The organism is Kordiimonas aestuarii (assembly GCF_025574465.1).
GTDB lineage: Bacteria > Pseudomonadota > Alphaproteobacteria > Sphingomonadales > Kordiimonadaceae > Kordiimonas > Kordiimonas aestuarii.
In genome coordinates this window covers 66,496-86,242 of sequence record NZ_JAOBPP010000017.1, presented here as the reverse complement: position 1 = coordinate 86,242, position 19,747 = coordinate 66,496, and the positions used below count along the sequence as shown (strand labels likewise).

Below are 19,747 nucleotides of genomic sequence, written 5' to 3'. Positions count from 1 at the left end.
GCCTACCAGCGCATATGCTCCATGAAGCAGGCGATGACTGCCCGGTCCTGATAACCGACCGGGTAGTGCACCATGGCGTCCTCAACCGAGAAGAACTTACGCTCTGTCCCTGCCGGGGGCTTGAGCGGAACCTGATCATGGTCTTCTACATAATAGGCTTGCAGGCATAGCAGGAGATTGGCCTGAAAGGTTTCGCGCTGGTGAAAGCCTGTTGCCCGCACGATAAGAGTTTCAAGGAAAGCGGTGCAATCATGCCCGTAAAGGCGGTCACGTTGCTCCCGCCACAGCGCCTTAAGGTGTTCCTGTTCCGCTGGATCTGCGGCTGACTGGCTGTAGCCGGGCAGATGCCAGAAATTTATGCTGGAGGCGATGCCGCGTGGGTCCCCCGCCTCCGGGTTGCGTTCAAGCATGATGTTGTCCTCGTTATCGATGAATACCCATACCAGCAGGCTATCCTTGAGGTCGCGCGTGAGCACCTTTTTCGTTTCCATTACCTGTCCCATCGGTAGTTCACAAAAAAATCGGTAGCAGAAAAGCTAGACAGTGCTAAGAAAAAAGCCCGCAGGGTGCGCGGGCTTTGATCGGGTTCGCCGTTGGTCAGTGCTTACCGGGGTCCAGCGCAACGCCCCGCCGCTCAAAGGTCATATAGGTGATAAGCGCCGTCATCTGAGGGTCGTCAACCTTGAGAGGGGTGCCTTCAAGCGGGTTCTGGATACACCAGTTTGCCATCTCCTGCAGGGTGATCACCCTGCCTATTTGCTGCTGGAATTTGGGATAGGTCTCTGGGTGAGTGTTGGCACCATTGGGATGGCACTGGGCACATACCACGCCGTTTTTGCTGCCGCCCAACGTGGGATCGGTGAAGGCTGCGCGGCCTTTTTCCACGACCGACATGAAGGCGTCATTCCATTCCTTAAGGTCGGCTTCGTCAAACTCGTCCGCTGAAACGCCGTATGGCGAGATGGCGATAGCAGCGACCACGGCGCAAGATTTCAGAAATTCCCGTTTCATTATCTTCTCCTAGTAATGGTTCTGGGGCGGGATATTCCGCGCCGCATATTCGGTGTCTTCCGGGTGACCTTTTTCTTTGTTGTAAGCGACCGTTCGTTCCGAGTTTTCGGGCAACCGGTAGGTGACGTTTGACCGGCCTGACCAAACATCAATGAACTGCCAGCCCGTTGCATCGCGCTCAAAGAACGGATCGGCCCGGTTCATGGGAACTGTCAGTTCCGGCAGGTGACTGGGCGCCTGGGCATAGGTTTCAGGGTAGGGCCACGGCCAAGCTGTCGCCATGGCGGAATAGAAAGAGATATTGCCGATCTGGTTGTACTGGATCTGGTGTACGTGGCCATAGAGCACACTCACTTTATCAAATTTGTGCAGCAGTGCCTGCACTTCCTCGGCATCGTCAGTCCAAAAATTCCAGTTTTTGAAGATCTTCTGCAAAGGTGAGTGCGATAGCACAACAACTGGCTTTTTTTTGTCGACTTTCTTCAAGTCTTTGGCCAGCCATTTGCGCTGTTCTTCGCCGACCATGAATGGTGAGCCGCGCGGGTCGTCAAGGCCTGCCATGACCGACATGCGTTCCTCACCATCCTTCCAGCGATTATATGTCCAGTCGTGGTCGGTGAGGATGCTGTTCAGCACCACAAAGTGCACACCTTTGTGGTCGAAGCTGTACCACTGGTCGCCGAGAAGTTTGGACCAGTATTCCCCAAGATCCAGATAATAGTCATGTTCTCCCATTACATAATGGGTGTCATATCTGAGGGCAGACAACAGCTCCAGTCCATGGTCAATTTCTTCCGGTTTGGCAAGCTGGGCGATGTCCCCGCCATAGAAGACGAAGTCGGGCTTTGGCTCCAGCATGTTGCATTCCGCCACTGCACGGATGAGGCCGCGGTCCCAGTTGCGGACAAACTTGTTGCCTTTGATATGCTGGATGTGGCTGTCTGAGATATAAGCGAAGGTGAAGTCCTCCCGCTCCCCGGCAAATGCTAACCTGACGTTGGTCAGCGGCAGAGTTGTGCCAATGAAGGCACCTGTTGTGGCTTTAAGGAAACCACGGCGATCAACGAGTGTTTTAACCATTGCTCTGCCTTTCCTTATTGTTTTGCAAATTCGGGGCTGGTCAGGGCTTCAAGGAAGGCCACAAGGTCCTTCTGTTCCTGATCGGTGAGGTCAAGTGGGCGGATACCGCCACTCTGGAAGTCGTTGATGGGGTCATCCTCGTTCACGCGCCCACCGTTGTTGTAGAAGATCACAACATCTTCGAGTGTCTCCACACTGCCGTCGTGCATATAGGGGGCGGTGACAGATATATTGCGGAGGGTAGGGGTTTTGAACGCACCGGTATTGGCCCACTCGTTATTGACGGCAAAGCGGCCAAGCTCTGATACGCTCGCGTCGGTCAATACGGTGACGTCCAGCTCTTCTCCGGACATTTGACGGTTTTTGGCGCTTTTGGCGATGCTCTCGAGGCCCGTGGATATCTTGTCAAAGCTGACATTCAGGTTGTGGAACTTGCTATCGCTGAACAGGGCAAAATTCTGCGACATGGTGTGGCATGAAACACAACGGCCTTTGCCTGTGAATACTTCCAGCCCTCGTTTAACGTCTTCGGAGACTGCGGCTTCGTCACCGCCAAAATACCATTGGTCGAACGGCGAATTACCTGAAATTATAGTGCGTTCGAATGAGGCGATGGCCTGTGATACGTGGTCGATCGTGATTTCTTCTGGCTTGACGCCAAAGGCCTTCGCAAACATTTCCTGATAATGCTCGTCCGTGCGTGCGATCGCCACAATCGGATCATGGCTTTCAAGCGCCATTTCAACCGGGTTGATAAAGGGGCCTTGCGACTGGGCTTCAAGGTCTGGTTCACGACCATCCCAGAACATGGTTTCCATGTAGGCTGAGTTCAGAACTGTTGGTGCGTTACGTGTGCCCTTCTTCTTCTCGATACCTTCCGAGACCAATAGCGGGCTGTCTGTGAAAGCTTTCTGGGGGTCATGACATGTTGCACAGCTGACATCACCGGTTGATGAGAACCGGGTGTCATTGAACAGGGTCTCTCCAAGGGCGATTTTCTCGGGTGTAACAGGGTTGTGCTCTGGCACGGGAACAGGCGGTAGCCCTAGCGGCACATCGGCCTGTTCGATTGCGGCAATGGCGCTGCCAGATGTCAGCACGCCGACGAAAGCAAGCAGCTTGAGGGATAGATACATGCGCACCTCCTCTATATCCGGATAGTTGATCTTCCCGGGGGAGGTGCTCTCAAAGATAAGATCGGCCAGCTAGGACTGACAGGAAAGTGATACTCGGGACACGCCGAAATTATGATGCCAAAGCGCAGCTACCCCATTTCCCACTACGACAGAGTATCCCGCTTTCTATATAATAATGGAAATTGATATTCTTTGTATCAGTAATCGATATATTCGATATATATTTGTTATCCTGTACATTAGGTAATAGATGATAATCAATTATTCTATTTGAATTTCTACAAAATCAAAAAGGCTTGGTGGCGGCCGCTCTATTGCGCCTTCAATTTCCAGCAGTTTCCGTTTTGACGCTGTGCCACCGGGCGCGGAAAAGCCATGCATTGTGCCGTCCGCTGCCAACACCCGGTGGCAGGGAATAATCAGCGGAATGGGGTTTTCGCCAAGTGCTTTGCCGACAGCCTGCGCAGCGCCTTTCTGGCCAAGGGCAAGTGCTATCTCGCCATAGGTCATGGTTTTGCCGGTGGGAATGCCAAGTGCTATATCGTAGACGCGCTTGTTGAAGCGCGAAACGTTTCTTAGATCCAGCCTGGCATCTGCCAGACTGAGTTTCTCACCCGCCAACATTTGCACGGCTTTGTGGATTGTGACGACTATATCTGCCGGAACGTCATCCAGTTTATCGGCTTCGAATGAAGCTACCGTGGGTAGCAGGCTGGCATCGGGCAGGCGAAAACCTGATATTCCATACTCGGTCCAGGTAATCTGGCATCGCCCGACACCGGTGTTGAAACAGGTCTTTTTCATCAGATTACCCATTGTGTCATCATTCATCTTTCGAGGAAGGTTTTAGCTTGCCCGCCAAATAATAGGTCAAAGAACCAATGGCTGGAAGAGGGCCATGTAGCAAAGTCGCAAATAAGGGAGCGCTTCTGGTGCAGGTATCCCCAAGCGGTACATGACCGCTATCGAAGTAAAAATAGCAAAAATATTAATGACCTAAATTTTTGATGACTTGAATTAAATTGGAATCGTCAGTAACGTTTTCATGGTTAAATCTTTGATGGGGGAGGTTTATGACCTTGACACGTGTAACAAACTTTCGCGTGACGCAAGTCGCGTGCGCGACATTTCTGACAGGCATGCTGGCGGCATGTGGGCCAGCTGTAGATAATTCGCCTGGTGTGGCTACTATTTCGCAAGATCCTGGCCGTCAGGGAGCTGTTGCCGGTGTGGGGATTGAATCAAATGACATTCAATCCATGACTGACCGCATGATGCGGGACATGTTGGGCAACCCGATGCTGGCAAACGCGGCAAATCCGCCGCAGGTTATCATTGATAGTGAATTTTTCCTCAATGACAGCACCCAGCGTATCAACAAGGACCTGATCACGAACCGTTTGCGGGTAAACCTGAACCGGGCGTCGCAGGGGCGTATGGTCTTTGTTGGTCGCAACTATTCCAACATGGTCCAGCATGAGCGCAACCTTAAGCGTGACGGTGTCGTTGATACAGGCACGACGGGTATGACTGCGGCGCAAGCCGGGGGTGATTACCGTCTGGGCGGCACAATTGCTTCTGCCGACAGCCGAGATGCCCGAACTGGCATGATGCAGCGCTATACCCAGATCACCTTTGAAATGGTTGACCTTGAGCGCGGTGTTATTGTCTGGAGTGGCATGTACGAACTGTCCAAGGCCGCAGCGGATGATGTGGTCTACCGCTAAAAAATCATTTGGCGGCAAGGGGTTGCCGCCTTTTCTTCTATCTGAAACACCTCAAGTCGCCAAAGGAGTCGAGCGATGACGATCTCTGCTGGCCGAATTTCGGCCGTTGCCGTTGCGAGTGTACTGTTTTTTCACCCTGTTTATGCTGATGATAGCGAGCGCCTTATGGAGCTTCGCGCGTCGCCGCCGATCTCGGCTGATGCGATCCAGCAGGAACAGTTGTTGGCCACCCGCTATTCTGAGCTAAAAGCTGCGCTTAAGCAAAAAGGGCTCAGTAAAGAGGAAAAGAAAGCGCTGAAGGCCGAGTACAAGACTGTTAAGTCTGAGTACAAGTCTATTCAAAAAGCCAACAAAAAGGCGAGCAAATCCTACGACAAGGAAGTGAAGAAGCTCGAAAAAAGCCTCCGCAAGGAATATGGCATGGGACCATATCCGGCCGAAACGCAGCTCTATGTTGCCAGCCGCCCGGAACCGCTTCAGCCGTATTACCGAAGCCTTTTCATTGAAGGCGAACGCAATGCGGTCCTCAACTTTAATCGGCTGGGGCTGGCTGCGCTTGAGCTTGGCTATCTTGATCATGCCGAGTGGGCGTTCGACCGCTCGATCGACAAAATTGAGGCGATTTATGCCGACAACGAACAGGCAAAGGCCGCGAAATCCAAGTTCAGTGCTGAAGACGTAAAGGAGTTCAAGGGCGAGCCGTATGAGCGGGCGATGGCCTATTATTATCGCGGCTTGATTTACCTATCTAACGATGACTATGAAAACGCCCGTGCGATGTTCCGTTCCGGTGAGTATCAGGATACGGTCTCTGAAGCTGAAGACTTCCAGGCAGATTTCGCCCTCATGAACTATCTGGATGGCTGGGCGTTGCATTGTCAGGGCCGGAGCGGCGAGGAGGCTTTTGCCAAGGCGGCCGACTTTCGTCAGGGCCTGAGTGCCCCTGCACCGGAACACAACGTACTGTTTTTGACAGAACTTGGCTCGGGCCCGGTCAAGTATGGTGACGGGGAATACAGGGAAATCCTCAAGTTCCGCACCGACGACCGCTTTCACGAAACAGCGGCGACGGCCCTTGCTGTCAATATGGACAGCGGTGAAGTGGTGCGGGCAGTGGATGCCTATCCCGTTGAGGATGTATATTTCCAGGCATCAACTCGTGGCGGCCGTCCTGTCGACGGCATCCTTGAAGGGAAGGCACAATTCAAGGAAACAACGGCAGCAGTTGGCAACGTAATGTCAACGGCTGGCACAGTGACCGCGATGGCTGGTCTCTATAGCGGTGACGGTGATGCCGCACTTATCGGGGCAGGTATTGCCTTGATTGGCGGATTGTTTGGTGCGGCATCTGAGGCGGCCAAGCCTGAAGCAGACACCCGTCAGTGGGATAATTTGCCGCGTTTTGTGACGGTAGCCACCGACCAGATCAGCAACGTGGAACAATATGGTTATGCTGCAGAGTTTAAGGGAACAGGTGGCGCTATTCCGGACATTACGAATGCGGCATTGGTCGCCGGTGGTGATGCCTGTAGCGTTGTGTGGACACGGTCACGGTCTGCTACGGCTGTTGGCGAATCCAGCCCGGGTGCCCGGCTTGACTGGAAAACGATCCGCAAGCAGCCGGACGCCGTTCAAAAGATGGATGTGGCTTTCCGCACCTGGTTGGCAGATGAAACACCGGGTGAAACCTTGGGGGCAGAGTGATGAAAAAACTCGTTTTAACAATGGGTAAAGTAGCAGCAGGTGTAATTGTCGCATCTATAATGGCCCATGCCGCAAGCGCACAAAACGTTGTGAAGTGCGATTTTCGCGGATTTAAAAAGCTGGGCCCGTCGGGCCCCGCTATTGTCTCCGGGGTGGCCGGGACGATGACCCCTATTGCACTGAATTCTGTTCAGATTATTGACAAGAATATCGCAAAAAAAATCCTGCCTCAGGGTGTTTTTGCCCGTCGGACAGACACAGGCACGATTGAGGTAATGGCTCGGTTGATCAACTGTACCGACTATCCGCAGGAAGTGTTGGTTCGTACTTCCTTCATGGATATTGACCAGTTCCCTGCCGAACCGGAGACTGCTTGGCAACGGGTCTTCCTGCAGCCGCGGTCGACCGCCGTGTACCGGGAGATGTCGATCTCCATGGATATTGGTTATTATCTGATTGAAGTTGACGAAGGGGAATAGTGATGAAACGCGCACTGGGTACGGGCCTGCTTGTTGCCTCCCTTCTGGGAACTGTTTTGGGCGGCCAAGTTGCAACAGCGCAGGAGATGCGAGAAGGCGTGCCTGCAACGCTGACACGCCGCCCGCCGCCGCCTTTGCCGGATCCGGCGCCTGTGATCAATGCGTTTCGGGAAGAAAACAAACGAGTCAAACGACCGCGTTTTGTCGTTTTTTGGAATAGGGACTTCTCGGATGAAGTAGTCACTTATTATATCGACTATCAGGCGCAGGGCCTGGATGTGCGCACGCCGACCGTGACGAGAAATCGTACCACTACAACGAATATGCATACTCATTACAACGGCCAATTGCATGGTGAACGCACGGTGCGCGATACAGTGCGTGCCGCACCCGGCAGCGTAACCGCACAAGCATATGAGTATGATGGTTCTGTTCGGCTGAACAAGGATCAGGCCCGCAAGAACCTGGAAGAAATCCTGAACTGGAAAGTACAGGGTGGCTTCAAGAACACAATGATTAAGGGAGGGGCACGTCTCATCGATCGCGACATGATTACCCGTGTGCAGGGGGCAGACGCTGTCGCGAACGAAAAGGTCAATACGCATTCAATCGAGATAAAGGCAATGCTCGGCAAAGCCGACTATATGGTCGAAATCTTGCTGGCACCGAGTGCGGAGAGCGAATCTGGTCTCGCCTTTCAGGTCAATGTGGTTCATGTCGAGACAGGCGAAACCATCACCAGTCTGTTCACTGAGGCGATGCCGCCCGTCCGCGAAGTCAAACAATATGAAGCGACCAGCAACGGCTTTAAGGAATATATCGAGGTTGAGGGCTACAGCGAACAAGCAGTAGGCGAACAACTGGCTGTCAAGACGATGATTGAACTGACCGGCTATTGGCGTATGATAGCGGAATAGGGCTTGGGACCCATAATAACGAAGAAAGAGGTGACCGGCAGCGGTTGCCTTTTTTTTACATTTGTACCAGTCCGTTCCCTGAATGCCAGCGTATAGGGCTGCATGACGGCAAAAGCATCACAATATATTGAGAGCCCCCAATCGGCGTCGCACGGCAAATGGCCCGTGCGACGCTTGACAGGCGCCGGGGCAAATGCTGTGCTCGGCACTGGCCAACATCCGTCCGGCGGGGTACTCGATATTTTTAGTGCAAGAAAAGACAGAGCAGCTTCGCATGAGGAACTGGTTGGGCGTATTGCAAACAGTCACGACCGCGCAGCATTTGCCGAACTGTTCGCCTATTACGCACCCAGGTTAAAGTCGTATCTGAAGGCGCTCGGGCTTGGCGATGAAAAAGCGGAAGACCTTGCGCAGGAAGTCATGGTGACCCTATGGCGTAAGGCAGAGAAGTTTGACCCTGCAAAAGCCAGACTGTCGACATGGTTGTTTCGCGTGGCACGCAACCGGTTCATTGATCATACGCGGCGGCAAAAATATGCCGAAGTTGATGTGGACGATCATTTGACCCAGATGGTTGCGTCGGATGAGACTGACGCCCCGGCAATGCAGAACCAGAATGCGATACGTGTTAAGGCCGCGCTGAAAGTGCTTAAGCCAGCGCAACGAGAGGTGATTGAACTGTCATTTTTCAAGGAACTCTCGCACTCCGAGATTGCAACAAAACTTTCATTGCCGTTAGGGACGGTCAAGTCCAGAATCAGGATAGCCTTTGGGGCGTTACGTAAAGAGTTGAGGGATATGGCATGACAAAAACAGGTCTGCTACCCGATGAGTGGTTGGTGTCATATGCGTCTGGTGCGCTCAGTGAAGCGCAGGCACTTGTTGTCGCCAGCCACGTCGATTATCATGAAGAACTGAAGGCCAAGGTTGCCGATGCAGAAGCTATTGGCGGTTGCCTGCTGGAAGGCATCGTGCCCGAACGCCTTTCCGAAGACGCGTTGGAGAGAACGCTGGCGGCTTTGGCGGTTTTGGATGATGCAGCGGAGGCGCTTGTGGAACCTGTTGGCTCCTCGGTGGCGGATATACGTATGCCTGCGCCGCTTGCCGCGCATCTGAACATGGGGCTGGATGAGCTGAAATGGCGCTTCATGGGGCCGGGTATGAGGCAGGTAAAGCTCCAGGCTTATGAAAATGGGGAGCGGCTGTGGCTGTTACGTGCCCGTGGAGGTACAGAAATGCCGTTCCATGACCACCGTGGCACCGAGTTCACTTTGGTGCTGACAGGCAGCTACCGGGTCGGGGACAAGCATTATACACCAGGGCTGATTGAGCTTGCAGGTCCGGAAGTGACCAATCACCAACCCATCATTGACGAAGGCGAAGACTGTATCTGTCTTGTTGTCACAGATGCGCCAATCAAGCTCCACAGCCTGATAGGGCGCATGTTTCAGCCCTTCATTGGTCTTTAAGGGTTATACATTGCTACCCGGGTTTCTTGCTTTTTCTCGCTGGCTTTTTCCCACGCGCGGGGCGGCCACCGGTGCGGTTATGACGTGCGCCCAGCTTTTTATGCTGTTTTCGGGACGTGACACCAGCGATGTCATTCTCTTCGCGGATCAGGTCAAGCTTCAAGCCGCCGGTGAAACGGTTGGCTTCCGTAAGACGTACCTTGATACGGTCCCCCAGTTTGAACTCCTCGCCCGAGCGTTCCCCCACAAGACGGTGATGAGCCTCGTCGTGGGTGTAGAAGTCCATGCCGATTGATGAAATCGGAATCAAGCCATCACCACCAGACGGTTCAAGGCTGACGAACAGGCCAAAACGGGTTACGCCGGTGATGCGCCCGAAAAACTCGTCGCCCACGTGATCGGCAAGGTAGTTGGCGAGATAGCGGTCAGTTGACTCGCGCTCTGCGGCCATGGCACGGCGCTCGGTGCTTGATATCTGCTCGCCAATCGCGGAAAGCTCGTCGGCTTGCTCATCTGTGAGGCCATCCTTGCCTAGCTTGAGCGCACGTACGAGACCACGGTGTACAATGAGATCAGCGTAACGGCGGATTGGCGAGGTGAAATGCGCATACCGGGGCAGGGCAAGGCCAAAGTGGCCCATATTGTCGGGTGAATAATAGGCTTGTGTTTGTGACCGCAACACAACTTCGTTCACCAGTCGCTCATGCGGACTGTCTTTAACCTGATTGAGGATGCCGTTAAAAAGTCGGGGCATCATAACGCTGCCCTTCGCGAGATTGAGGTCCAGCGTTCCAAGGAAATCCCGCAGCGATTCCATCTTGTCCATGGGCGGTTCTTCATGCACCCGGTACATGGCCGGCACACGGTGTGCTTCAAGTTCTTCCGCTGCACATACATTGGCGGTGATCATCAGTTCTTCAACGATACGGTGCGCGTCGAAGCGGTCCCGGATCGTGATCCCTGCCACATGTCCGGCCTCATCCAGCACGATCTTGCGCTCGGGCATATCAAGTTCAAGCGGCTGGCGCTTTGCCCGCGCCTTCATGATTGCCCTGAACGTGCCATACAGTGGTTTCAGCACTGGTTCCAGGAGGGGCGCTGTCAAGTCGTCAGGCGTGCCATCGAGTGCCGCCTGGGCACGCTCGTAAGAGACATTGCCAGCGCTTTTCATCAGGCCACGCACAAATTTGTGCCGCAGTTTCTTGCCGTCCTTATCGAACCAGATATGCACCGCCATGCAGGCGCGTTCTTCACCGGGCATCAGGCTGCAAAGCCCGGCCGATAGTGCCTCCGGCAGCATGGGGACCACGCGGTCGGGGAAATAGCAGCTGTTGCCACGTTTGATCGCTTCGCGGTCAAGCGCCGAGCCGTTGGGTACGTAATGCGCAACATCGGCGATGGCAACGATCGCATGCCAGCCGCCATCATTGCTGGGGTCGTCATCTGCTTCGGCCCAGATGGCGTCGTCATGGTCGCGCGCATCCGAGGGATCAATGGTGATAAGCGGCGTGTCCCTCAGGTCGGTCCGCTTACCAAGCGTGACCGGTTTGGCGGCGTCTGCGGCTTTCAGAGTCTCGGGCGGAAACTCATAAGGAATATCAAGGCTGTGGATAGCAATCATGCTGATTGAACGAGCATCAGAGACGTCGCCAAGCCGCTCCTTGATGCGCACACGTTTAGGCCCTATCTGCCGGTTGCTCTTGACCGGTTCCGCCAGTACGAGCTCACCTTCTTCCGCACCCATCACGTCGTCGCGGTCCACCCAGTATTCATCCCGGTTCTTTTTGTCAGTCGGGTGCACGCGTCCGCCATTAGGGCCGCCATGAAACACACCCATGACAGATTTTGGCGCGGGTTTGAGAATTTTCAGGATTGAGGCGCGATAAACCGGCGGCTCATCCTTCACGCAGGTCAGCCGCACAAGCGCACGGTCACCAGCCCCCATGGTTGGGCCGGGACGTTTGCCCTTTTTTTGCTTGAGGATGATATGCGGCGGTTTGCCTTCCCCTTCATAATTGACTGGCTTCACAAGGGCTTCTCCCCCCTTGTCGAGGCCTGCAAACTCAACGACCTGAACCCCGGGCAGGCGGTCGGCAGGCCTTAGCGCGTGCCCGGTATCTTTTGTCAAAACACCATCGTCTGTTAGTTCGCGCAGTAGTTTCTTCAGAAATACTTTATCCGGCCCCTTCACGCCAAAGGCGCGAGCGATGTCGCGTTTTGTGACTTTGCCGCCAGAGAAATTGCGGACAAAGTCCAGCACCTCTTCACGGGTGGGGAGCGGGCCGGGTTCGTATTTCGCCAAGGGGCGGGTCCTTTCTATTGCTCCGCCATGCGTGCGATAACACATGCGAGCAATTACCAGCATATAGCCATTGCGGCTTTAAAAAAAGCGCCCCGGTCAGGACGCTTTTTTCTTTTTCGCCGGCGCCTTCTTTTTCTTGGAAGACGCTTTGGCCGCCAACCATTCCAGCGCCTGCTCAAGCGTCACGCTCTCGGGCTCGGTACCCTTGGGCAGGGTCGCGTTTGTGCGCTTATGGTTGACATACGGGCCGTACCTGCCGTCCAACACGCGCACGGCGTCGCCATCATCGGGGTGTTCGCCAAGCTCCTTGAGAACTGTTTTTGCGCTGCCCCCCTTTTTTGCCGCCGCATCCGCAATCAGGGAAACGGCACGATTAAGCCCAACAGCGAACACCTCTTCGGTAGACGCAAGCTTGCCGTATGTACCATCATGCGCGACATAGGGGCCATAGCGCCCGATAGCGGCGGTGATTGGTTTGCCTGTCTCAGGGTGAACACCAACTTCGCGCGGCAGCGAGAGGAGTTGCAGTGCTTTTTCAAGGCTCAGGTTGCCGGCATCCATATCTTTCGGAATGCTGGCACGCTTCGGTTTTTCACCCTTCTTGGCTTCGCCTACCTGAATGTAGGGGCCAAACCGGCCCGTGCGAACGCTGATTGGCTCACCCGTCTCGGGGTCATCACCCAGATTGGCCGGCTCATCGGCAGGGTCCACGTCGTCGCCATTACTGCCAAACGGGCGGGTATAGCCGCATTCCGGATAGTTGGAGCAGCCTACAAAAGCACCGTACCGGCTGGTTTTGAGGCCAAGTCGACCATCGTCGCAGCTTGGGCATTTGCGTGGGTTTTTGCCGTCTTCTGTTTCCGCAAACAGCATTGGTTCCAGATATTCATCAAGCGCATCAATGACTTCTGCATTGCGGACACCGAGAATTTCTTCTGTCTTCGGTTTGAAAGATGCCCAGAAATCCCTGAGAACCTGTTTCCAGTCTTCCTCGCCTGCCGAGATATGGTCAAGCTGTTCTTCCAAATTTGCCGTGAAATCATATTCCACATAGCGCTGGAAGAATTTCTCAAGGAAGGCGGTGACAAGACGGCCTTTATCCTCTGGGATAAAGCGGTTGCGCTCCATCTGCACATAATTACGTTCCCGCAGCACTGTCAGGATCGAGGCATAGGTTGACGGGCGGCCGATGCCCAGCTCTTCCAGCCGTTTCACCAGCGAGGCTTCAGTGAAACGCGGGGGCGGATCGGTGAAGTGCTGTTTTGGTGTCACACCCTCAAGGTTGAGGGTCTCCCCTTCATTCAGTTTTGGCAGGCGCGCGTCATCTTCCTCGCCGTCATCGTCACGGCCTTCCTGATAGACGGAGAGAAAACCGTCAAACTGGATAACGGTGCCAGTAGCTCGCAATTCAGCAGTTTTGTCTGCGTTCAGGATGGTGACGGTTGTGCGCTCAAGCTGTGCGCTTTCCATCTGGCTGGCGATGGTGCGGCGCCAGATCAGTTCATAGAGTTTCAGTTCGTCTGCGTCGAGCGCGTGGGACACGTCGCTCGGGCGGCGCATCGGATCTGTCGGGCGGATCGCCTCGTGGGCTTCCTGCGCGTTTTTGGCCTTTGTTTTGTAGGCGCGCGGGCTGTCTGGCAGGAATTTTTTGCCAAAGCGGTCTTCAATCACTGCGCGGGTGGCATTGAGGGCTTCCTGCGCGATCGTGACACCATCGGTACGCATATATGTGATGAGACCGGTAACTTCCCCCTCAAGCGACTTGCCTTCATATAGGCTTTGCGCCACACGCATGGTGCGATTGGCCGGGAAGCCGTATTTCCGTGCGGCTTCCTGTTGCAAGGTTGACGTGGTGAAGGGCGGCTGCGGGTGGCGACGAGCAGGTTTGCGTTCAACAGTGGTGACTGTCAAAGGTACATTCTCGACCAGCGCGGCAGCTTTTTTTGCTTCAGCTTCGTTAGTAATGCCGTATTTTTTGATCTTTTCGCCGTGCATTGCGAAAAGGCGACCAACGAAAGACTTGTCAGACGCGCCATTCAGCGCCGCTTCAACCGACCAGTATTCCTGCGCACGGAAACGTTCAATTTCACTTTCACGCTCACAGACTAGGCGAAGGGCGACTGACTGCACGCGGCCTGCTGAGCGGGCACCAGGCAGCTTACGCCATAGAACAGGGGATAGCGTGAAGCCAACAAGGTAGTCCAGCGCACGCCGCGCGAGATAGGCGTTGACCATCTCGTCATCCAGGTCGCGCGGCTCAGCCATTGCCTTGAGGATTGCCGACTTGGTGATTTCGTTAAAAACGACACGTTTTACCTCAACACCTTTGAGGGCACGTTTTTTTGCCAGCACTTCAAGCACGTGCCAACTGATGGCTTCCCCTTCACGGTCAGGGTCAGTTGCGAGATAGAGGCGATCCGCGTCTTTCACCGCTTTTGCGATATCGGTCAGGCGTTTGTTCGAATCGCGATCGACCACCCAGTCCATGGCAAAATCTTCATCCGGCTTGACCGAACCATCCTTGGCGGGCAAGTCCCGAATGTGGCCAAAACTCGCTAACACCTTGTAATCTTTACCAAGATACTTGTTGATGGTTTTAGCTTTGGAGGGTGATTCTACAATTACGACGTTCATACGTCCGTCTGTCCCTATCCTAGATCGTTACGTGGTTTTGACTGCGAAGCTTAGGCTCTCACCTAGTTCGAAGCAGCGCGGAATGCAATGGATTCTTGATGTGTCGGTGAATTTACACCGATATTTTAACCTTACGAGAGGCTTATTTTTCCACCCGCATGACGGGTTATGTCACCGGCAATTTCGTGTTCCATCAAGGTAACCAGAACTTCCTCTGCTTTCATCCCGCTCATTCGTATCAGTTCATCCACGTGGATGGCGGTATGGCTGAGCAGCGATAACATACCCTCGGGCACAGCGCGGGGTTTATCAGCCACTTCCAGCACAGTTTTGGTGGGCGGGCTTGCCGACTTGGGAGGCGCCACGGCGAGCTCCGGCCAGCGCCGGAGTTCATCAAGTATATCATCGGTGCTTTGCACAAGCACGGCACCATCCTTTATCAGTTTATTGCCACCCCGGGCGCGGGGATCCAGAGGGCTGCCCGGTGCCGCGAATACATCACGGCCCTGCTCGGCGGCGAAACGCGCGGTGATCAGAGAGCCTGATCGTTCCGCAGCCTCGATAATCAGTACACCGTCGGACAGGCCTGAGATAATACGGTTGCGCCTTGGGAAATGTCGGGCCTGCGGTTGGGTGCCAGGCGGCATTTCACTGACAACCGCGCCGCGTTCACGAATAGCGTGATACAGTTTGGTATTTTCCTGCGGATAAATGATGTCCAACCCTCCGGCCACACAGGCAACGGTGCTGCCTTCAAGGGCGGCTTCGTGCGCGGCGGTATCAATGCCGCGGGCCAAGCCTGAGACAACGGTTATGGCAGATTTCGCGATCTCGCACGCGATCGCTTTTGTGAGTTTTATCCCGCTGGCACTGGCATTTCGGGCGCCGACGATGCCGAGGGAAGCCGGAGGCGTGATATGATCGAGGTCGCCCAAAGCGTATAGTAGGGGCGGGGCATCCTCTATCGCGGCGAGACGATGCGGATACCGTGTCTCACCAAGGAAATACGCCTCAGCACCAAGTTTGTGCGCAGTCTCCAGTTCTCGTTCGCAAAGATCGGCGGATGCCACCTTGGCAGGTCGCTTGCGTTTCGCAAGCAAGGCAGGCAGAGCATCAAGTGCGGCCTGCCCGGTACCAAAGCGCTCAATAAGCTGGCGGAACAGGATAGGGCCGATGCCGTCCGTGCGGATCAGCTGCAGGCGCGCACGGCGCTCAGGAAGCGGGAACGAGGCGAATGTTTCCGTTTTGTTCATCCGCAGAGACTGTCCCGAAAAGTCGTGCGAGTCAATCCACCCTTATTGGTCTTGCTTTTTTTTGCTACCGATTTTGGGCTCAGCACCTTTCATAAGGCGAGCGATATTTTCACGGTGCCGGATATAGATGACCAATGTCATGAAGGTGATTGGCAACCAGCCCTGATCTCCGGTCAGATAGTAACTGACGAGTGGCGCAAGCAGCGACGCGATGAGCGCCGACAGTGATGAAATGCGAAAAAGTGCGGCGGCAAACAACCAGATCAGTGCGGTAGCCAGACCCAGCATCCACGCGATGGCAAACAACGTACCCATGAAGGTGGCAACACCTTTACCTCCTCTGAAACCAAGATAGACCGGGAAGCAGTGACCAATGAAAGCCGCCGCACCGGCAAGGGGAGCGAGGTCAGGGGCCACATAATAACGTGTCAGCAAAACGGCGATGGCACCTTTGCCTGCGTCGAGTAGGAGCGTGGCAAGGGCCAGGTCCTTGCGGCCGGTCCTAAGCACGTTAGTTGCGCCAATGTTGCCCGAGCCGATGCCGCGGATATCTCCAAGCCCCGCCATGCGGGTGAAGACAAGGCCAAAAGGCACAGCCCCCAGAAAATAGCTCAGTACCAGTACGGCTGCCATCTCAAGTGAAACGCTCATGTGCGACCTTCCCTGCGCGAATACTGCGCATCGCTAAAACCCTCAGGCCGCGCTATACAGCGACTTGCCTGCGACAACAGTCTGCCAAACCTGCCCTTGAACGGGCAGGGTGTCAAACGGCATGTTCTTGGCGCTTGAGAGCAGGTCATCTTGAACAATACGCCACGGTTTATCTGGATCGAATATCACAAGGTCTGCAGGCGCGCCCACCTCAAGGGAGCCGGACGGCAGGCCCAGAAGGTCGGCAGGTTTGCTTGTCAGCGACCGCAAAAGGGTCATCAGTTCAACCTTGCCGGCATGCACGTGCGCCAAGGCAAGCGGCAGCATGGTTTCAAAACCTACGAGGCCCTCGGCGGCCTGGCCGAATGGCAGGCGCTTCACGTCGGCACTTTTAGGGTCGTGGTCGGATACAAGGGTGTCAATCGTGCCGTCCGCCATACCAGCGATGAGGGCGAGGCGGTCTTGTTCGGATCGCAAAGGCGGGCGGACCTTGGCAAACGTGCGGTAGCCTTCGAGCGCATTGTCGTTCAGGTGCAGATAATGTGGCGCTGTCGAGCAAGTGACCTTGATGCCTCGCTTCTTGGCTAACTTTATTGCCTCAACACCGTCACGGCTTGAGATCAGGGCAAAGTGAATGCGGGCACCCGTCAGTTCGGCAAGCCTTGCGTCTCGTTCAATCTGAATAACTTCTGCTGCGGCAGGGACACCGGTGAGGCCGAGGCGTGTGGCAATTTCGCCCTCATGTGCCACAGCGCCATTTGCCAGGCTTTTGTCTTCAGCAAACTGTACAATCAGCGCGCCAAAATAGCCTGAATATTCAAGCAGGCGCCGCATGACCTGGCTGTCGGACACGGGCGTACGACAATCGGTGAAACCGACCGCGCCCGACTGTTGCATCTGGCCGATTTCCGCAATCTGGCTGCCTTGCATGCCGCGGGTGGCCGTTCCCATAGGGAAAACGTTGACGGTTTCGCTGTCTTCCGACCTGCGCCGGATACGTTCAACAACGGCGTCGGTATCGATAACAGTCGTCTGGTCGGGTTGCAGGATAACGGTAGTGATACCGCCCTTAAGGGCCGATTCAGCGTCCACCCGGTGGGCGCGCATATCGATGAAGCCCGGGCACAGGATGCGGCCGCCGCAATCGACCACCGTGGCATTGGCTGGCGCTACTGCGTCCGGGCCGAAGGCCGCGATGTTCTCCCCATCTGTAACGAGTATGCCTTTGCCGTCATACCCGGTTTTAGGGTCGATCAGGCGTGCGTTAATATAAGCGGTTGTCATGCTTTGCTCTCCCCGCTCGAAGTATCATCTCTCAGGTTGCGCGTCAGGATATCAAGGCAGGCCATTCTCACCGCCACACCCATTTCAACCTGTTCTTCAATAGCGGAGCGATCCAGATCATCCGCAACATCGGACGCGATCTCAACCCCACGGTTCATCGGGCCAGGGTGCATGACCAGCACATCGTCTTTGGCGTATTTCAGTTTTTCGTGGGTGAGGCCCCAGAACTGGTAGTATTCGCGCAGGGAGGGAAGAAAAGCACCCTGCATGCGTTCCTGCTGGAGACGCAGCATCATGACCACGTCGGCCCCGTCCAGACCTTCATCCATGCGGTGGCACACCTCCACGCCGAGGCGGTCCACATCTTTTGGTAGCAGGGTAGGGGGCGCAACGAGCCGTACCCGTGCGCCCATGGCGTTCAGAAGATAGATGTTGGATCGGGCGACCCGGCTATGGGCAACGTCGCCGGAAATGACGATAGTCTGACCGTGGATTTTCCCTTTGCGGCGGCGGATTGTTAAAGCGTCGAGCAAGGCCTGCGTCGGGTGTTCGGACCGGCCATCCCCCGCATTGATCACCGCGCAGTCCATTTTTTCAGACAGGAGCTTCACAGCGCCACTATCCGCGTGGCGCATCACCAGGACATCAGGATGCATGGCATTGAGCGTGGCTGCTGTGTCAAGAAGGGTTTCGCCTTTCTTGATTGAGCTGCTGCCCGTTGACATAGACGTCACATCCATGCCGAGCCGCTTACCTGCAATCTCGAAACTCATCAAGGTACGCGTCGAGTTCTCAAAAAAGAGGTTGATTTGGGTCAATCCCTCACACTGGCTGGTAGACTTTTTTGCCTGCCGGTTTTGCTCGGCATAGCCGTCCGCCGTATCAAGCAGGAACTTGATCGCGGTAGGGTCCAGTGCCCATATGCCAAGGAGATGTTTGTGAGGAAAAAGCTGGCCCGAGGGCGGAGAGACTTCCGCGCGCGGGTAAGATGCCGATCCGGTCGTTTGTGTGCTCATCAAGCTGGCCTTATAGGGGCAAACTTCCGCCTCTGCAAGCAGCTTGTTTTTGAAGTGCCCGCTTAAGTTTGTTCTGTCAGGTTAACGACGGGAAGCGTGCCGCCCATGGCTCGAAGCTATCACAGACACTGTTGGCCAAGCCTGAGATCACCCTGTACCAGGACACAAGCGTAATGATCGTTAGAATCTCCGCTTCATTATAGAAACCTTTGAGTCCTTCTCGTGTGTTCTCTGACAGTGTAGTGCTGGTTGAAAGCTCATCGCATGCGTCCAGGGCACATTGTTCTGCATCTGACCAACGCGGGGCACTTGTCGTTCCGGGCGTGAGCGATTTGATATCAGAACATGACAGATCTGCCGCCTTGGAAAATGCACTTACATGCACGCCCCATTCATATTCACATCCGGCATTCGCACAGGTGCGCAGTATCAGCATTTCCCTCAGGCGTAGTGGTAGTGGCGAACGACCCCCGAGGAAATAAGAACCGAGGACCTTCATGGCATCCATCAGTTCCTCATTCTTCGCGAGGCTTCTAAATAGCGCCAACGGCTCCATGGCCGCACCTGGGGGCATCCATTTTTGCAGCATTGCCTCCGTTTCCGGAGAATAGGGTGGGGTTGTGGGGGGGCGACTGATTTCAGCACTGATGCCTCCATGATCTATTGCTTCTAAAAAAGTAGCATGGAGGCATGATTATTCAAGGTGCCGAGCGAATATTCCTAGCAGGGCTGCTCAGGATTGCAGCAAGGTACGCCAGTCCTCAGCCCACTTGTTAAGCGGGGCAATCGCCTTGATGAGTTTCTGTCCGTGGTCGGTAAGCGTCCAGCGGCGATCGTCATTGGCTTCAAGGACTTTTGCAGTTTTCAGTTCACGCAGCCTGGTTGAAAGCACGCTGGGTGACATATTCTCGCACCTGGCCTGCAGTTCCCTGAAGCCCACGGGGCCTTCGCGAAGCTCCCAAATAATGCGCAAGGTCCAGCGTCGTCCAAGAAGGTCCAGTGTTGCCATGATCGCCCGACCAGATTTTGAGGCCCGCACGGGTTTGCCGGGTAAAGGTGTTTTATCCGTGCCCTTCAGCATGTC

The 19,747-nt window shown here is 55.0% G+C and carries 19 protein-coding genes; 6 read left to right on the top strand and 13 right to left on the bottom strand.

Features of this window, described 5'->3' with window-relative positions; genetic code table 11:
- Positions 1 to 2: 2 nt before the first annotated feature.
- The 5 genes from OEU85_RS05820 to OEU85_RS05800 all read right to left on the bottom strand — a co-directional run bounded on the left by OEU85_RS05820 (position 3) and on the right by OEU85_RS05800 (position 4,031).
- Positions 3 to 491: a hypothetical protein gene (locus OEU85_RS05820; protein ID WP_262690517.1), complete on the bottom strand. Its 489-nt coding sequence runs from the start codon at positions 489 to 491 to the stop codon at positions 3 to 5.
- 106 nt (positions 492 to 597) lie between these two features.
- Positions 598 to 1,011, bottom strand: a complete 414-nt coding sequence (locus OEU85_RS05815; protein ID WP_262690516.1) for a hypothetical protein — start codon at positions 1,009 to 1,011, stop codon at positions 598 to 600.
- Positions 1,012 to 1,020: 9 nt separating this feature from the next.
- The gene (locus OEU85_RS05810; RefSeq protein WP_262690515.1) at positions 1,021 to 2,091 is read right to left on the bottom strand and encodes a metallophosphoesterase family protein; all 1,071 of its coding nucleotides are present in this window, start codon (positions 2,089 to 2,091) and stop codon (positions 1,021 to 1,023) included.
- A gap of 14 nt (positions 2,092 to 2,105) precedes the next feature.
- Entirely contained in the window at positions 2,106 to 3,227 is a 1,122-nt protein-coding gene (locus OEU85_RS05805) for a cytochrome-c peroxidase (RefSeq protein WP_262690514.1), read from the bottom strand.
- A 261-nt stretch (positions 3,228 to 3,488) separates the two neighbouring features.
- Positions 3,489 to 4,031 carry a methylated-DNA--[protein]-cysteine S-methyltransferase gene (locus tag OEU85_RS05800; protein WP_262690513.1) on the bottom strand — a complete coding sequence of 181 codons (543 nt, stop codon included), beginning with the start codon at positions 4,029 to 4,031 and terminating at the stop codon, positions 3,489 to 3,491.
- A gap of 269 nt (positions 4,032 to 4,300) precedes the next feature.
- On the opposite strand from OEU85_RS05800, the gene OEU85_RS05795 reads away from it, so the two are divergent.
- The 6 genes from OEU85_RS05795 (at position 4,301) to OEU85_RS05770 (ending at position 9,523) form a co-directional block, all read left to right on the top strand.
- Positions 4,301 to 4,954 (top strand): penicillin-binding protein activator LpoB, encoded by a 654-nt coding sequence (locus tag OEU85_RS05795; protein ID WP_262690512.1) that lies wholly within the window; start codon positions 4,301 to 4,303, stop codon positions 4,952 to 4,954.
- Positions 4,955 to 5,029: 75 nt separating this feature from the next.
- On the top strand, positions 5,030 to 6,658 hold the full coding sequence (locus OEU85_RS05790; protein ID WP_262690510.1) for a hypothetical protein: 1,629 nt from the start codon (positions 5,030 to 5,032) through the stop codon (positions 6,656 to 6,658).
- Entirely contained in the window at positions 6,658 to 7,137 is a 480-nt protein-coding gene (locus OEU85_RS05785) for a putative periplasmic lipoprotein (RefSeq protein WP_262690509.1), read from the top strand. Before OEU85_RS05790 ends, OEU85_RS05785 begins: the two co-directional genes overlap by 1 nt.
- Before the next feature lie 2 nt (positions 7,138 to 7,139).
- Positions 7,140 to 8,054 carry a hypothetical protein gene (locus OEU85_RS05780; protein WP_262690508.1) on the top strand — a complete coding sequence of 305 codons (915 nt, stop codon included), beginning with the start codon at positions 7,140 to 7,142 and terminating at the stop codon, positions 8,052 to 8,054.
- 165 nt (positions 8,055 to 8,219) lie between these two features.
- On the top strand, positions 8,220 to 8,861 hold the full coding sequence (locus OEU85_RS05775) for a sigma-70 family RNA polymerase sigma factor (protein ID WP_262690506.1): 642 nt from the start codon (positions 8,220 to 8,222) through the stop codon (positions 8,859 to 8,861).
- Complete coding sequence (locus OEU85_RS05770; RefSeq protein ID WP_262690505.1) at positions 8,858 to 9,523, top strand: ChrR family anti-sigma-E factor; 666 nt, start codon at positions 8,858 to 8,860, stop codon at positions 9,521 to 9,523. Before OEU85_RS05775 ends, OEU85_RS05770 begins: the two co-directional genes overlap by 4 nt.
- 13 nt (positions 9,524 to 9,536) lie before the next feature.
- On the opposite strand, the gene rnr is transcribed toward OEU85_RS05770, so the two are convergent.
- The 8 genes from rnr to OEU85_RS05730 all read right to left on the bottom strand — a co-directional run bounded on the left by rnr (position 9,537) and on the right by OEU85_RS05730 (position 19,744).
- Positions 9,537 to 11,825, bottom strand: a complete 2,289-nt coding sequence (rnr, locus tag OEU85_RS05765; RefSeq protein ID WP_262690504.1) for a ribonuclease R — start codon at positions 11,823 to 11,825, stop codon at positions 9,537 to 9,539.
- Between the two features lie 96 nt (positions 11,826 to 11,921).
- On the bottom strand, positions 11,922 to 14,459 hold the full coding sequence (gene topA, locus OEU85_RS05760; protein WP_262690503.1) for a type I DNA topoisomerase: 2,538 nt from the start codon (positions 14,457 to 14,459) through the stop codon (positions 11,922 to 11,924).
- A gap of 131 nt (positions 14,460 to 14,590) precedes the next feature.
- Positions 14,591 to 15,712 (bottom strand): DNA-processing protein DprA, encoded by a 1,122-nt coding sequence (dprA, locus tag OEU85_RS05755; protein WP_262690502.1) that lies wholly within the window; start codon positions 15,710 to 15,712, stop codon positions 14,591 to 14,593.
- A gap of 42 nt (positions 15,713 to 15,754) precedes the next feature.
- A complete protein-coding gene (plsY, locus tag OEU85_RS05750) occupies positions 15,755 to 16,363 on the bottom strand; it encodes a glycerol-3-phosphate 1-O-acyltransferase PlsY (protein ID WP_262690501.1) in 609 nt (202 codons plus the stop codon).
- 42 nt (positions 16,364 to 16,405) lie between these two features.
- Positions 16,406 to 17,647, bottom strand: a complete 1,242-nt coding sequence (locus OEU85_RS05745) for a dihydroorotase (protein WP_262690500.1) — start codon at positions 17,645 to 17,647, stop codon at positions 16,406 to 16,408.
- Positions 17,644 to 18,663: an aspartate carbamoyltransferase catalytic subunit gene (locus tag OEU85_RS05740; RefSeq protein ID WP_262690499.1), complete on the bottom strand. Its 1,020-nt coding sequence runs from the start codon at positions 18,661 to 18,663 to the stop codon at positions 17,644 to 17,646. The genes OEU85_RS05745 and OEU85_RS05740 overlap by 4 nt, the downstream gene beginning before the upstream one ends.
- 76 nt (positions 18,664 to 18,739) lie before the next feature.
- Entirely contained in the window at positions 18,740 to 19,237 is a 498-nt protein-coding gene (locus tag OEU85_RS05735; protein ID WP_262690498.1) for a carboxymuconolactone decarboxylase family protein, read from the bottom strand.
- 159 nt (positions 19,238 to 19,396) lie between these two features.
- On the bottom strand, positions 19,397 to 19,744 hold the full coding sequence (locus tag OEU85_RS05730) for a winged helix-turn-helix transcriptional regulator (RefSeq protein ID WP_262690497.1): 348 nt from the start codon (positions 19,742 to 19,744) through the stop codon (positions 19,397 to 19,399).
- Positions 19,745 to 19,747 lie beyond the last annotated feature (3 nt).

Excerpts from the sequence above, each read along its gene's own strand:
- OEU85_RS05820 (WP_262690517.1), bottom strand. The coding sequence starts at position 491 with ATGGAAACGAAAAAGGTGCTCACGCGCGACCTCAAGGATAGCCTGCTG.
- OEU85_RS05815 (WP_262690516.1), bottom strand. The coding sequence starts at position 1,011 with ATGAAACGGGAATTTCTGAAATCTTGCGCCGTGGTCGCTGCTATCGCC.
- OEU85_RS05810 (WP_262690515.1), bottom strand. The coding sequence starts at position 2,091 with ATGGTTAAAACACTCGTTGATCGCCGTGGTTTCCTTAAAGCCACAACA.
- OEU85_RS05805 (WP_262690514.1), bottom strand. The coding sequence starts at position 3,227 with ATGTATCTATCCCTCAAGCTGCTTGCTTTCGTCGGCGTGCTGACATCT.
- OEU85_RS05800 (WP_262690513.1), bottom strand. The coding sequence starts at position 4,031 with ATGAAAAAGACCTGTTTCAACACCGGTGTCGGGCGATGCCAGATTACC.
- OEU85_RS05795 (WP_262690512.1), top strand. The coding sequence starts at position 4,301 with ATGACCTTGACACGTGTAACAAACTTTCGCGTGACGCAAGTCGCGTGC.
- OEU85_RS05790 (WP_262690510.1), top strand. The coding sequence starts at position 5,030 with ATGACGATCTCTGCTGGCCGAATTTCGGCCGTTGCCGTTGCGAGTGTA.
- OEU85_RS05785 (WP_262690509.1), top strand. The coding sequence starts at position 6,658 with ATGAAAAAACTCGTTTTAACAATGGGTAAAGTAGCAGCAGGTGTAATT.
- OEU85_RS05780 (WP_262690508.1), top strand. The coding sequence starts at position 7,140 with ATGAAACGCGCACTGGGTACGGGCCTGCTTGTTGCCTCCCTTCTGGGA.
- OEU85_RS05770 (WP_262690505.1), top strand. The coding sequence starts at position 8,858 with ATGACAAAAACAGGTCTGCTACCCGATGAGTGGTTGGTGTCATATGCG.
- topA (WP_262690503.1), bottom strand. The coding sequence starts at position 14,459 with ATGAACGTCGTAATTGTAGAATCACCCTCCAAAGCTAAAACCATCAAC.
- dprA (WP_262690502.1), bottom strand. The coding sequence starts at position 15,712 with ATGAACAAAACGGAAACATTCGCCTCGTTCCCGCTTCCTGAGCGCCGT.
- plsY (WP_262690501.1), bottom strand. The coding sequence starts at position 16,363 with ATGAGCGTTTCACTTGAGATGGCAGCCGTACTGGTACTGAGCTATTTT.
- OEU85_RS05745 (WP_262690500.1), bottom strand. The coding sequence starts at position 17,647 with ATGACAACCGCTTATATTAACGCACGCCTGATCGACCCTAAAACCGGG.
- OEU85_RS05740 (WP_262690499.1), bottom strand. The coding sequence starts at position 18,663 with ATGAGCACACAAACGACCGGATCGGCATCTTACCCGCGCGCGGAAGTC.
- OEU85_RS05735 (WP_262690498.1), bottom strand. The coding sequence starts at position 19,237 with ATGCCCCCAGGTGCGGCCATGGAGCCGTTGGCGCTATTTAGAAGCCTC.
- OEU85_RS05730 (WP_262690497.1), bottom strand. The coding sequence starts at position 19,744 with ATGCTGAAGGGCACGGATAAAACACCTTTACCCGGCAAACCCGTGCGG.